Genomic DNA, 12,884 nt, shown 5'->3' with positions numbered 1-12,884 from the left:
TACGGAGTATAGGTATATTACGTATATAAGGAGGTTTTGCCAAAATTCAACCGTTATTAATTTTCGCGTTCATAAAAGATGCCCGTTGTTCTCGTAACAGAACATACAAACCGTCCGACAATCGCTTAGGCGGCGCTAGCCAGCGAACCTTTTTTGCGGCTACGACGTGTTATCTGTGGGTCTCGCGTCCGCACCGCCTCTGCATTTACCGTTACTCGGCGTACATTTTTGCAGTCGGGCAGAGTGTACATAGTGTCCAGTAATACTTCTTCTACCACGCCCCGCAAGCTTCGGGCACCATTACGGCGTGCTTTGGCTTCGGCAGCGATTGCTGCAACGCCATCGGCAGAAAAATTTAGTTCGACTCCTTCCATAGCAAAAATTTCTTCATACTGCCTAGTCAGCGCGTTGCGCGGCTCAGTAAATACGCGTGTCAAATCATCTTCGCTCAGCGAATGCAACAATGACACCACGGGTAGTCGTCCCACTAACTCGGGGATTAAACCGTAGCGTGTGAGGTCGTCACCATTGATTTGTGAAAGTAAATTTTCTTTACTTTCCTTGTCGGGAGGCTCTACGCCAAAACCGATGCCGCCGCGTTGAGTGCGTTGGCGCACTATATCTTCCAACCCCTCAAAAGCACCGCCGCAGATGAATAAAATGTGTGTGGTATCTACATTAATGCATTCTTGTTGCGGATGTTTGCGGCCACCTTGCGGTGGCACAGAAGCTACGGTGCCTTCAATCAGCTTGAGTAATGCTTGCTGCACGCCTTCACCGGAGACATCGCGAGTGATAGAAGCATTTTCTGATTTGCGGGCAATTTTGTCTATCTCATCCAAATAGACAATACCTTGCTTAGCTCGCTCTAAATCATAATCACTACGTTGCAACAATTTTTGGATTATGCTTTCTACATCTTCGCCAACATAGCCTGCTTCGGTTAATGTCGTGGCGTCAGCAATGACGATAGGGACGTCCAACACAGCAGCCAGGGTTTGCGCCAGCAGTGTTTTACCGCTGCCGGTTTCGCCAATCAATAAAATATTAGTTTTGGCAATTTCTACTTGCCGATCAACGCGCCTGCCAAATAGCCGTTTGTAGTGATTGTATACTGCCACGGACAACGATTTTTTAGGCAATTCTTGACCAATAACGTGCTCATCCAAAGAAGCTTTTATGGAGCTGGGCGTAGGCAGTTTCTTTTTATCTGTCGATGGTTGTTGATGTTCATCCAACGCCGTTCGGCAGTGGTCAATGCATCCAGAGCAGATATAAACGCCATCATTGCCAGCAACCATGACACCTACTTCGTTGCGGGTGTTCCCGCAAAAAGAACAAGCGACAGTTTCGGAGGTTTTATTTTTTTCGCTCACGAGTGTTTCCTTTACTGATGGGAGTTACCACTTCGTCCGCTAACCCGTAGGTGACAGCTTCGTCAGCGGCAAAGAAAAAATCGCGCTCGGTATCGGCGGTAATGCGCTTTTTACTTTTTCCGGTTAAGTCGGCCAAAATGCAATTAAGCCGTTCTTTGAGCGATAAAATTTCACGTGAATGAATGGCGATGTCGGTTGCTTGTCCCGAAAAGCCGCCTAGTGGCTGGTGAATCATAGCTCGTGAATTAGGCAGCATACGACGCATACCTTTTTGTCCACTGGCGAGTAGTACTGCTGCCATGCTGCACGCCTGTCCCACACAGGTGGTGGATACGGGGCTTTTAATATATCGCAAGGTGTCAAAAATACCTAGCCCTGCTGTTACCAAACCGCCGCCGGAATTAATGTATAAATGAATTTCTCTTTCGGAATTTTCGGCCTCCAAAAACAGTAATTGGGCAATAATAATATTGGCCATGTAATCATCAATTGGGCCCACCAAAAAAACAATGCGGTCTTTGAGTAGACGTGAATAAATATCGTAAGCACGTTCACCGCGTCCGGATTGTTCTACTACCATCGGTACATAAGACAGTCCTGACGGCGGCGTTAATTCATCCGTGATTCTATTCATACTCATGCTTCAGCAGTGGACGATACTTTTTCATCATCGGGAGATTCTTCTTCAACATCGCCAAGTAACTGTCCCAAAGTGAGTGGTTCTTCTACAACGGTTACACGATCTTGAATCCACTGCACGGCCTTTTTTTCTAGCGCTGACAGTCGCAACCCTTCCATAAAGCGAGCATTTTGCTGCGCATGGGTCTTAAACGTTTGTGAGTCTTCGTAAGTATCAGCCATTTCTTCCAAAATAGCATTAACTTCTTCTTCGGTGACTTGCTGGTTTTCACGCCGTTGCCATTCAGCCATAATTAGCCCAAGTGTTACTCGTCGTGTCGCTTGCATATAAATATTTTGGAGTGCATCAGGAGGTATGGGTAAATTTTGTTTTTTGACGTTTTGTTGTAATTGCTGATACATGTTCGACATTTCCGCCCTAACTAGCGATTGTGGTAACGCAAATTTGGGAGTTGCTTGAATAAGCAAATTCATTGTTTGTTCGCGACCGTAATCATTTAGCCGCTGTTTTACTTCCGAATGTAAACGTGTATCTACCAGCTGGCGAAACGCTTCTTCGCCGCCTTCGGTCACTCCAAAACGTGAGAAAAATTCTTCGTTCTGTTCTGGCATATGTAATTCGCTGATTTCTTCAACGGTTACTGTCAAGCGTTCTTCTATGCCGCGCATTTTTTCATTGGGATGATTGTCATCGTGTTTGATACGAATATCGCGCGTTTCACCTTTGACGATGCCGGAAAGGGTAGTGGTTATTTCGCCGTGCAGCATGGGTGAGCCTAAAATCCATTGGCGTTTAGCGTTTTCTCCGACTAATTCATCATCGTGCCAAACTTGGAGGTTAACTTGTAATTGATCGTTTTTTTGTGCTGCTCGTTCAACGACGTGATAGTGTCCAGCATCGCGGCGAAGCCGTTCAATCATCTGATTTATTTCGGGCTCTCCGATTTCTAGCACTCCTTGGCGCAACTCACGTCCATCCAGTGTTGGCGCTTCAATTGTTGGAAACGCTTCGTAATGACAGTCCACATTGTATTTGTCGGCGACAGCAACGGTAGCTGGTGTTACCGCTGGACGTGACGCAACACGCTCCTCCCATTTTGCGGCTTCTTCTTGAAAGCGACTGCCGGCCTTATCCGTCAAAATTTCTTCGCGACATTGTGCTCCCCAGCGATCGCGCATGTGACTCAATGGGACATGTCCGGGACGAAAGCCATTAATGCGCGCTTTTTTGCGCATTTGTGATAATTTTTTTTCTACTTCCGCGTCTACTTCTGCTGCGCCAAAAGAATAGGTAATGTGACGCTCCAAAGGATTTTCCACAGCGGTGGAATTGTCGGTATTGGTGGCATCATTGGTAGCGACGGTGTCATTCATTGTCAGTTATTTCCAAGAGTGTTTTTATAGGCTCCGACCAATCTGGAGAGCGTTAGTATTTATTGTACACTGCTACTCAATATTTGCCGTGCATAAAGGCTTGTACGCACCCAACTGAGGTGCAAGAAATGTCGCCTGTTCTTGAAAAATCACCATAAAGCGTTGCATGGCATGGGTGATTATTTTTTCGCGATGATAAGCAATGCGTACCTGCATGTCGGGAAATATATGGGAAACTGGGAAGCACGTCAAGTCGTGGTCTGTTTTTTCGTGGTAACAAACGTTGGCAACGATGCCGACGCCAATGCCCTCACGCACATAAGTTTTGATGATATCCGAATCTACCGCCGACACAACCACGTTGGGAATAAGCCCTGCCTTGTGAAAAGTGGCATCAAAAACGCGGCGTCCAGTAAAGCCGTGTACATAAGTTACTATTGGCCAAGCAGTCAGGCACTTCAGAGTCATTTTTTGTTCTTGTACTAGTGGATGTGTTTTGAGCATGACCACTGAACGATTCCAAGCATAGGCGGTTACCGAAAACAGTGCAGAATTTTCCTCCATTGCTTCGGTGCAAATTACCATGTCCACTTGGTTGTTTTCCAGCATGTGGACGAGGTTAATTGGCGTTCCTTGCAAAATTTCAATGCGTGAATCGGCGTATTCTTGGCGAAACTGCCGCAGCACGGCCGGTAAAATATAACGCGCTTGTGTGTGTGTGGTGCCGATGCGCATGTCGCCACGTATTGTGTCGTTGTGATGACTGTCACTTAGTGCTTTGATGTTGTCACACTTGAGTAAAATTTCGCGCGCTTCAACGAGTAAGGCGTCACACAATTTAGTAGTACTTACAAAACGTTTGCCGTTGCGGACAAAAAGTGGGTTTTCCATCTCTTCTTCCAGCTCTATCAATTTTTTGCTGACGAGCGGTTGCATTGTATTAAGTTCACGTGCCGCTTCTGTCACATTCAACTTATTGTCACAAACAGCGACTAAACACCGCAACGTACTAAATTTTATATTCATTGTCTCATTTTACGTTTGATATCATGTCATTATATGCGCAATTATTTTAGTGCTGTGGGAACTTCATTAATTTGAATAACTAGTATTGTGAGTTGAATAATTAGTTGGTCAAGGAGGTAAAGTTTTGCTTGGGCAGTGCAGGAGCTGCCATCGTATTCGGATATAATCGTGTCCGAGCCGAGGTGGCGAAATTGGTAGACGCGCCGGACTCAAAATCCGGTGCTGGTAACAGCGTGAGGGTTCGAGTCCCTCCCTCGGCACCAAAGTCACAAAACACAGGCGCGTAGCTCAGTTGGTTAGAGCGCTACCTTGACATGGTAGAGGTCACTGGTTCGAATCCAGTCGTGCCTACCGCATTTGTCGGATAGGTAAATTATTTTGATGTGCCTAATAAACCCAAAAACTGCGGCGCAATAGTACGATAAAAGATAGTAACTCAAGTCGTCCGATAAGCATGGAAAAAGCGCACAGTCCGGTTTGTAGCGGTGTTAATCCCGCGTAGCTGGATGCCGGTCCCACTTCTCCCAGTCCCGGGCCGGTGTTGCTGATTGTTGCCAGCGCTGCCGAAAAGGCGCTTACAAAATCCATTCCAGTAGCAGCTAAAATTAACATCAAGCCTGCCGCCGTGCCAATGTACGCCAAAATAAAAAACAGTACCGAGGTGATTTGCTGTGACGGTGCGGTAGCAAAAGCCTTGTTTTGGGAATACGCTTGTGGGTGTAGTTGTCGCCGACTTTCTGGCTCAGTTTGATACAGCAATACCAATGTTCGTATCATTTTGATGCCGCCGCCGGTGGAGCCACTGCATGAGGTAACATTGGCTAAAATTAATATCAGTAGCGGCGCAAACAGCGGCCAAGCATTGTAGTCGGTGTTGGAATAGCCGGTGGTGGTGATGATGGAAACGGTATTAAACAAACCATAACGCAGGGCGTCTCCCCAATTATCATAAGTACCGTTTAGGCGCAAGAAAATTATCACTACAGTTACCGCTACTGTCACTACTAGAAGATAAGCCCGACATTCCAAATTAAACCAGTAAGGTCGCGTACTTTTTGCGCTTAGTGCTGAATAATGTAGGGCAAAGTTAATTCCGGCAAATACCATAAACATTACTGCAATGCCTTCAATCAGAGGAGAATTAAAATAACCGTAGCTGGCATCGTGTGATGAAAAGCCGCCCAGCCCTAGCGTGGTAAAAGCGTGTATGACGGCATCTAACCGCGACATGCCGGCTAGCCAATAAGCCAGCGCACAAAGAACAGTAAAACCGGCATAAATCAACCATAATAATTTGGCAGTTTGAGTAATTTGCGGGCGTAATCGTTCATTTTTAATTGGTCCGGGTAATTCATTTTGCATCATCACGCTACTGCCGGCACCGAGAAACGGTAGTACCGCTACTACCAAAACAATCAACCCCATGCCACCAAGCCATATCATTTGTGCGCGCCAAAAATTGAGTGATGGAGGCAAATCATCTAACCCTGTCAGCACTGTAGCACCGGTGGCGGTTAGTCCTGAGGCGCTTTCAAAATAGGCATTAACAAATGACAGTGACGGTAATGCTGCTAGCAGCGGTAGTGTAGCCAATGCAGGTAATAGTATCCAGACTAATGCTACTAGCAAAAAACCGTCGCGCAGAGTCATGCGACGGCGGTGACGCGCCCCTAGTGCCGCTAGTCCTAAGCCTCCGACAAACACGGCCGCTGCACGCGTTAAATATATTAATTCCAACCCATCGTCGTACGCCCATGATACCAGCGCCGGAAGACTCATCAGCAGGCCGAAAAAAGCAAACAGCCGCCCCAGCCGCCCAGCCAAAGCAAGAAAGCGACGCATGACGACTTAGAAAAAACTCACGCGCACTTGCAACAATTTTTGCACTTGCCGCACCGCCTTGTCACCAGCGGCAAAAACGATAATGCGGTCTTCGGATTGCAGCACGGTGTGATCGTGAGCAACAATGATGCGTTCACCACGAATAATTGCTCCAGCTATAACTTTTTCCGGCCAGTCAATATCCGAAATTTCTCGTCCAACAACGGGTGAAGTTGTTTTGTCACCATGAATGACCAACTCCAGTGCTTCGGCAGCACCATGATGTAAGGAATGTACTACGCCTACATCGCCTAGACGAATGTGGGCAATAATCGCGCCGATGGATAATTCTGAAGGCGACACTACCGTATCCAGCAAGCGGACAAGAATGTCTACGTATGCCGGACGATTGACCAGTGCCATTGCTTTGTTAGCGCCTAACCGCTTGGCCAGCATAGAGGAAAGAATATTTTCCTCATCGTCATTAGTAAGCGCGCAATAAATATCGGTATCTTCAATATTTTCTTGCCGCAACAGACTTTCGTCAGAGGCACTGCCGTTGAGTACTAATGAGTTGGATAGCTGTTCAGATAAGTGCTGACAGCGCTCTTGTGACAATTCAATTACTTTAACGTTGCTGCTTTTCTCAACTTCGGAAGCCACACGAGCGCCAATATCGCCGCCACCAGCAATAATTACGCGGCTATTACCGCCATCTCCAGCTAACATCGGTAGCAGCGAGTCTAAATCGTCTTCGGCGACCATCACCGACACTTCATCGCCAACAAATAGACGAGTGCTGCCGTTGGGTATGAGCATGCCGTTGTCGCGGTACACGGACACCGCGCGAAAATCGGCTTCTGGCATTTGCGCCCGAATGGAGCTAATTGTCTCGCCAGCCATGTCGCCGTCGGAAGATACTCGAATTACCGCTAATACCGCCTGACCGTCGGAAAATTTATGCACTGATAAACAGCCAGGATGTTTGATAGTGTTGCAAATTGTGTCGGCGACGATTTGTTCAGGACAAAAAATGCGGCTAATGTCAAAACCATCTTTGCTTGCAATATCATCATTGTTGAGGGCACTACTACGCACGCGGGCGATTTTTTTTGGAGTGTTAAATAGTAATGAGCACAGTCGGCAAGCCACCAAATTAACTTCGTCAATAGAGGTTACGGCGATAACAATATCGGCGTTTTCACCATCAGCGCGGCGTAATACTGCGGGATCGGCGGCATTTCCGTTGACGGTACGTAAATCGTGAGAAGCTTGCAAATCTAGTAAGCGTTCTTGATTGCGATCAACCACTGTCACATTGCAATTATTTCGCACTAAGGCCCTGGCGGTCTCTCTGCCCACTCGCCCACAGCCGAGTATTAAAATATTCACGGTAGGCTAGGCGCGGACACTGCCATCACCGATGATAATATATTTTTCACAAGTTAGACCGCGCAAACCCACTGGGCCGCGAGCGTGGAATTTGTCGGTGGAAATTCCGACTTCGGCGCCCAATCCGTATTCGCCGCCATCGGCAAAGGCGGTTGACGCATTAAGCATCACTGAGCTGGAGTCCACTTCGCGCATAAATTGCTGCCACGCACCCACGCTATCAGTCACGATTGTATCGGTGTGACCGGAGCCGAATTGATTAATGTGGGTAATGGCTGCTGCCAGTGAGGGAACGACTTTAATGCTGATGATGGGTGCGAGGTATTCCGTTCGCCAATCATCCTCACTTGCTGTTTGACACTTGTCTGAGCCAATGATTTTCTGAGTTGTATCACAACCGCGTAATTCAACACCGCGTTCTAGCAATTCGGTACTAATCTCCGGTAAAAACGTTGCTGCTGCTGATTTGTGTACGAGAAGACTTTCGGCAGCGGCGCACACACCATAGCGGCGCGTTTTGGCATTGATGACAATGTCGCATGCCTGAGTCATGTTTGCTTGCGAATCTACATACACATGACAATTTCCCTCCAGGTGTTTGAGTACCGGCATCCGTGCTTTTTGTGTAACTGTTTCAATCAAACCGCGTCCGCCGCGCGGGATAACTAGATCAATGCCGTCACTGACCAGTAACTTGTCCACCAATGATCTCGCGGTATCACTCACTACGTGCACCGTATCTGGCGGTAGACCAGCATGCTTTAATGCTGCCTGCACACAAGTGCCAATTGCAATATTGCTATGGTTAGCTTCTTTGCCGCCGCGTAAAATTACAGCGTTACCGGATTTAATTGCCAGTGCGGCAATGTCGGCGGTCACATTGGGACGCGACTCATAAATGGCAAAAATTACACCTAATGGTACTCGTATTTGCCCAACGCGAATGCCCGACGGCATCATGCGCATATTATTAATTTCACCGATAGGGTCGGGTAGAGCAGTGATCGTTTCAATACCCGTGAGCATGGCTTGAATGCGATTTTCATCTAATAGTAGGCGATCTTTGAGTGCGGTAGGCAATTTAGCGGCAGCCGCCATATCTTTGCCATTAGCTGCGACAATGGCGTTTGCTTGCGCCCGCAGTTCGGCAGCCAGCGCTAGTAAAGCAGTATTTTTGGCGGCTGTCTTAGCTTTGGCGATATGTGGGGCGGCTGCTTTGGAGGCGGTAGCAATGGCGGCAGCGGTATTCATAACAACACGTTGGGAACGCCTATTTTAATGCCGCGCCTCAATGCCGCCAGTCCGACAATTAAATTCATTAACTGAATTTTTATTTCCCCATCTCCGACTCCCTTAATCGTGCGATCGGCGGTGGCAGCACAACGTAATAGCCAGGTCACTTCGTTTTCGCTGGTACGCCGCGCAATATCACGGATGTCTTGTGCTGGTAGTCCCCACGCTGGCGTGCCGCCTTTTTTGACAGTTAATATACTTTGTAAGGCATTGGCTGTCGCCCACAAAATCAGTGGCGGTGGTTCCTGTGTCTCTAGCAAAAAACTCAAAATAGATAATGCCCGCCGCCCGTGCCCAGCCAACGCTGCATCTATCAAGTTAAATACGTTATGACGTGCTCCATCAGATAGTGCATCAGCCATCTGCGCTGCATCCGGTTTGTCTCCGGCTAACTGCATTTTGAGTAGGCATTGTTTGGCAGCGGCTAAATTACCTTCGGTGTGGGAAGCCAACCATTGCAATGTTTCCTCTTCTATATTGAGCTCGTATCCTTCTGCCCAATGGCGGCACCACATTGCCGTTTCGCTGGCATTCAGTCGTTTGGCGCACACGCTGCATCCGAGTGCAGATACATCACGTAACCATGCCGCTTTGTAGTGTTTTCGCTCCAAATGATGTGCCGCAATGATGAGTATATCTGGCGGCTTCATACGACGCGCCAACTTGAGTACCGCCGTCGCCGCTTTAACACTTGGTGCGCCGTGACCAACGATGTCGTACAAACAGGAGCCGTTACCAAATAAACTGCTACCGCGTTCTTCCATAATGGGAGAATCTGATAATGTTTCCCAATCCGCGCGCTCTACGTTAGCAGCTTGAGTCACATTTTTAACGGCGGAACGAAATTCTTCAATGAGTTGTGGTTCATCGCCGTACACTACGCTCACTGTCGGTGCAGTTTTTATCCCACGGATAATGTCAGCGCTTTTCACAGCTTTTGGTTGACGAGAATATAACGTATTTGACTCAGCGCTTGTTGACGCAATCGATTGGCGGCATCAGTGCGGGCAATGCGTCCAGCCAAATATTTTGATTCATCATGTAGCACGACTTCTTCTAGTACAAGATTCCGTGACGGATTGGTTGCCAGTTGATAATTCAATTGATAACGCACTTTGTATGCGCTGACGGCACCATCACTGCCTGTTGATTCGATAGTGTGAGAAATGCTTTCATGCAGGTGTAATACTGGAGCTCCTTCGGTAATGTCAAGTTTATCCTCCGCGGCAATACGTAACACTTGTTGTTCACTTTGTAATGTTACCGGCGCCATTGCTAATGGCGCGCCGCAAGCGCACAATAATAATGCCGCTGCCAAGCTTAGGCGCCTAAATAACAAAATTAACAATGCGTCCGGGCACGATAATTGTTTTTCGTGCCGCGCCTTTGCCGGCAATGTCAGTAGTTACTGCTGGCACATCGCGTGCTGCAGCGGTAATATCTTCTTCTCCTGCGTCAGCAGGCACTTCAATCTGGCCACGTCGTTTGCCATTGACTTGTACTACTAATGTTTGTGTGGCGTAGGCAAGCAGAGTTTGATCGGCTTGTGGCCACTCGGCATTGGCAATCAGTCCATCCTTACCTAAATATTCCCACAACGCTTGCGTGATATGTGGTACTGCCGGCGCCAGTAATCGTAACACTAGAAGATACCCTTCTCGTAAAAATTTGACGCCAGCAAGAGAAGCCCCCGTACCGTCGTTAATGACTGCTTTGGCATTTTGCAGTTCATTCGTCATTGACATGGCAGCGGACGGAATATTATTCAAATGCAAGCGATTTATGTCGTAGTTGGCTTTAGCGAGCAGTTGGTGTAGCCGTCGCTGTGTTGAAGCAATAACGGTATCTTCATCTTTAGCCTGCTCGTTACTACCAGTGGGTAATTCATGTACTGCGTTCCATAAACGCCCCAAAAAGCGAGCACAGCCGCGTAATCCGTCGTCTGACCACTCTAGCGATTGTTCTGGTGGTGCATTGAAGAGCACAAACAGCCGTGCTGTATCGGCACCATAGGTACTCACCATTTGTTCTGGGTCTACACCATTATTAAACGATTTGGACATTTTGATTTTGCCGGCATTGTGTAATGTATTACCGTTGATATCATAAGCTGCTAAAACTTTTCCTTTGGAATCTGTTTTTAATGATACGTCGGACGGCGCCACCCACTGTCGCTGAGTGCCGTTGTTGTGATAGTAAGCACTGTTGAGAACCATACCTTGACACAGTAAATTATTAAACGGTTCGTTGTAGCGAGTTGCCGTCGGATACATACCAGCGTCGCGCATAAGTTTGTGAAAAAAGCGCGCATACAGCAAATGCAAACAGGCATGTTCAATGCCGCCTATATATTGGTCTACAGGCATCCAATGCGCGGCGCGCTCGTCTATCATAGCATCATCGCAATCGTGGCTAGCAAATCGGGCAAAATACCATGATGATTCTACAAAAGTGTCCAGCGTATCGGTTTCACGCCGAGCTGCCTTGCCGCAAGCCGGACAAGCACAGTGGGTAAACGACTCCATTTTTGCTAATGGCGAACCCTGCCCGTCAATGGTTACATTATGTGGTAGCAGTACCGGCAAATCTTTTTCCGGTACTGGAACATCGCCACAAGAGTCACAATACACTATCGGGATCGGGCAGCCCCAGTACCGTTGCCGTGAAACTCCCCAGTCGCGCAAGCGGTATTGCACATCGCGCCGTGCCTCGCCGTTAGCAGCTAATCGGTCAATCACCTGATTTTTTGCTTGCACACTGTCCATCCCATTTAAAAAATCAGAATTAATCATTGTGCCGTCAGTAGTGCAGGCTTCGTTACCAATACAAAAATCTTTTTCGTCAATTTTGGGTGGTAGAACAACCGGAATTACTGGCAAATTTTTTGATCGTGCAAAATCTAAATCGCGTTGGTCGTGCGCGGGACAGCCATAAATGGCGCCGGTACCGTACTGCATAAGAATAAAATTAGCAACATATACAGGCAGCTCACGCTCAACAAAAGGGTGTCGCACTCGTAAACCGGTGTCCAATCCTTCTTTGTCAGCTTTGTTAATGGCTTCTTCGCTTACTGCCAAGCGTTTACAGCGGGAGATAAAGTCGGCAATTTTGGGGTTGCTTTCGGCTACCGCCTGCGCTAACGGATGTTCTGGTGCTACTGCACAAAATGTGGCGCCAAAAATAGTATCTGGTCGGGTGGTAAATATTTGCAACACCTGACCGTCTGTTAATTTCAAGTTAATATGTGCGCCTTCAGAACGTCCCAGCCAGTTTTTTTGCATGCTTTTAACCGACTCGGGCCAGCCTTCCAACTGATTAATTTCTTCTAATAGCTCATCGGCATAATCGGTAATTTTCATAAAATACATTGGTATTTCACGGCGTTCTACCGGTACTCCGGAACGCCAGCCGCAACCGTCTACTACTTGCTCATTGGCCAGTACGGTATTGTCTACCGGATCCCAATTGACGGTTGATTTTTTCTTGTACACCAAGCCTTGTTTGAATAAGCGTACAAATAATTGCTGTTCCCAGCGATAGTACTCTGGATCGCAAGTGGCAAATTCGCGTTGCCAGTCAACGGCTAATCCAAAGCGCTTAATTTGTATCCGCATTTCATCAATATTACGTTTTGTCCAGATGGCGGGAGCAATGGAATTATTAATGGCGGCATTTTCTGCTGGCATACCAAAAGCATCCCAGCCCCAAGGCTGCATCACGTTATAACCGCACATACGCCGGTAACGGGCAATCATATCGCCGATGGTGTAATTACGCACGTGTCCCATGTGTAGCCGTCCTGACGGATAAGGAAACATGCACAAACAATAAAATTTGGGCGCGTCCGTTTTTTCGTCGGTAGCAAAGGCGTTTGAGTTTTCCCAACGCTTTTGTACACGGGCTTCTACATCAGCAAAAGGATAATTATTAGCGACCGAAACCATTGTTAAATTATACGCCGCC

At 47.5% G+C, this 12,884-nt stretch carries 9 protein-coding genes, 2 tRNA genes and 1 pseudogene; 2 read left to right on the top strand and 10 right to left on the bottom strand.

The annotated features are described in order from the left end of the window. Positions 1-164: 164 nt before the first annotated feature. The 4 genes and pseudogenes from clpX to NQX30_03280 form a co-directional block, all read right to left on the bottom strand. Positions 165-1,376 (bottom strand): annotated as a pseudogene (gene clpX, locus NQX30_03295) (ATP-dependent Clp protease ATP-binding subunit ClpX). Then, positions 1,360-2,010: an ATP-dependent Clp protease proteolytic subunit gene (locus NQX30_03290; GenBank protein ID MDM5147395.1), complete on the bottom strand. Its 651-nt coding sequence runs from the start codon at positions 2,008-2,010 to the stop codon at positions 1,360-1,362. Before NQX30_03290 ends, clpX begins: the two are co-directional and overlap by 17 nt. 2 nt (positions 2,011-2,012) lie before the next feature. Beyond that, complete coding sequence (tig, locus tag NQX30_03285; GenBank protein MDM5147394.1) at positions 2,013-3,389, bottom strand: trigger factor; 1,377 nt, start codon at positions 3,387-3,389, stop codon at positions 2,013-2,015. A gap of 72 nt (positions 3,390-3,461) precedes the next feature. After that, positions 3,462-4,415, bottom strand: coding sequence for a LysR substrate-binding domain-containing protein (locus tag NQX30_03280; GenBank protein MDM5147393.1), 954 nt, complete (start codon positions 4,413-4,415; stop codon positions 3,462-3,464). 176 nt (positions 4,416-4,591) lie between these two features. Here NQX30_03280 and NQX30_03275 point away from each other — a divergent pair. Both NQX30_03275 and NQX30_03270 read left to right on the top strand, forming a co-directional pair. After that, positions 4,592-4,678: transfer RNA gene (locus NQX30_03275), tRNA-Leu, on the top strand. Between the two features lie 14 nt (positions 4,679-4,692). Continuing rightward, positions 4,693-4,766: transfer RNA gene (locus tag NQX30_03270), tRNA-Val, on the top strand. A 36-nt stretch (positions 4,767-4,802) separates the two neighbouring features. On the opposite strand, the gene NQX30_03265 is transcribed toward NQX30_03270, so the two are convergent. Genes NQX30_03265 through leuS form a run of 6 tightly spaced genes read right to left on the bottom strand, consistent with a single transcriptional unit; the run spans position 4,803 to position 12,865 of the window. After that, positions 4,803-6,257, bottom strand: a complete 1,455-nt coding sequence (locus NQX30_03265; protein MDM5147392.1) for a TrkH family potassium uptake protein — start codon at positions 6,255-6,257, stop codon at positions 4,803-4,805. A 6-nt stretch (positions 6,258-6,263) separates the two neighbouring features. Further along, complete coding sequence (gene trkA / locus NQX30_03260) at positions 6,264-7,628, bottom strand: Trk system potassium transporter TrkA (GenBank protein ID MDM5147391.1); 1,365 nt, start codon at positions 7,626-7,628, stop codon at positions 6,264-6,266. A gap of 6 nt (positions 7,629-7,634) precedes the next feature. Then, the gene (locus NQX30_03255) at positions 7,635-8,879 is read right to left on the bottom strand and encodes a glutamate-5-semialdehyde dehydrogenase (protein MDM5147390.1); all 1,245 of its coding nucleotides are present in this window, start codon (positions 8,877-8,879) and stop codon (positions 7,635-7,637) included. Continuing rightward, on the bottom strand, positions 8,876-9,853 hold the full coding sequence (gene holA / locus NQX30_03250) for a DNA polymerase III subunit delta (GenBank protein ID MDM5147389.1): 978 nt from the start codon (positions 9,851-9,853) through the stop codon (positions 8,876-8,878). The genes NQX30_03255 and holA overlap by 4 nt, the downstream gene beginning before the upstream one ends. Further along, entirely contained in the window at positions 9,850-10,239 is a 390-nt protein-coding gene (locus tag NQX30_03245) for a hypothetical protein (protein ID MDM5147388.1), read from the bottom strand. Before NQX30_03245 ends, holA begins: the two co-directional genes overlap by 4 nt. Positions 10,240-10,249: 10 nt before the next feature. After that, a complete protein-coding gene (leuS, locus tag NQX30_03240; GenBank protein MDM5147387.1) occupies positions 10,250-12,865 on the bottom strand; it encodes a leucine--tRNA ligase in 2,616 nt (871 codons plus the stop codon). Between the last annotated feature and the right edge of the window lie 19 nt (positions 12,866-12,884).

Source organism: Candidatus Persebacteraceae bacterium Df01, from assembly GCA_030386295.1.
In the GTDB taxonomy this organism is placed as follows: domain Bacteria; phylum Pseudomonadota; class Gammaproteobacteria; order Tethybacterales; family Persebacteraceae; genus Doriopsillibacter; species Doriopsillibacter californiensis.
The sequence above is the reverse complement of the archived record's forward strand: the minus strand, read 5'-3'. Positions and strand labels throughout refer to the sequence as shown.

What these genes read in the sequence shown, in the direction of transcription:
- NQX30_03290 (MDM5147395.1), bottom strand. Translation starts at nt 2,010, where the DNA reads ATGAATAGAATCACGGATGAATTAACGCCGCCGTCAGGACTGTCTTAT.
- tig (MDM5147394.1), bottom strand. Translation starts at nt 3,389, where the DNA reads ATGAATGACACCGTCGCTACCAATGATGCCACCAATACCGACAATTCC.
- NQX30_03280 (MDM5147393.1), bottom strand. Translation starts at nt 4,415, where the DNA reads ATGAATATAAAATTTAGTACGTTGCGGTGTTTAGTCGCTGTTTGTGAC.
- NQX30_03265 (MDM5147392.1), bottom strand. Translation starts at nt 6,257, where the DNA reads ATGCGTCGCTTTCTTGCTTTGGCTGGGCGGCTGGGGCGGCTGTTTGCT.
- NQX30_03255 (MDM5147390.1), bottom strand. Translation starts at nt 8,879, where the DNA reads ATGAATACCGCTGCCGCCATTGCTACCGCCTCCAAAGCAGCCGCCCCA.
- leuS (MDM5147387.1), bottom strand. Translation starts at nt 12,865, where the DNA reads ATGGTTTCGGTCGCTAATAATTATCCTTTTGCTGATGTAGAAGCCCGT.